1 pseudogene is annotated in these 291 nt (G+C 62.2%); it reads left to right on the forward strand.

The window, feature by feature from the left end:
• Positions 1–213, forward strand: a pseudogene (locus NE591_RS15225) (hypothetical protein); the annotation flags it as partial.
• Positions 214–291: the final 78 nt, after the last annotated feature.

Here is a 291-nt window from a genome sequence, read left to right on the forward strand (position 1 = left end):
GTGAACGCTTGGGCCACAGCATCGGCCGTGGGGAGCAAGAAGGATCGCCCTGGATCGGCGGCGATTTCATCGGCATCCACGAGCGGTCTTAGATTCGCGGACGCCTTTGAGGAGGATCGCCAGAAGGCCCTGCGCAGCGGCATGAACGGCCACCTCACCAAGCCCGTCGAAATCGACAAGCTCTTCAAAGCTTTGGACGAACTGCTCAGCTAGCATCGCTCGCTGCGGGAGGGCGGACCCGCCCGCGGACCTCTGGGCGCCCTGCGGAGAACGCCGTTAGTTAAAGAAATA

It is taken from the genome of Adlercreutzia sp. DFI.6.23 (assembly GCF_024462535.1).
Classification (GTDB): Bacteria; Actinomycetota; Coriobacteriia; order Coriobacteriales; family Eggerthellaceae; genus Adlercreutzia; species Adlercreutzia rubneri.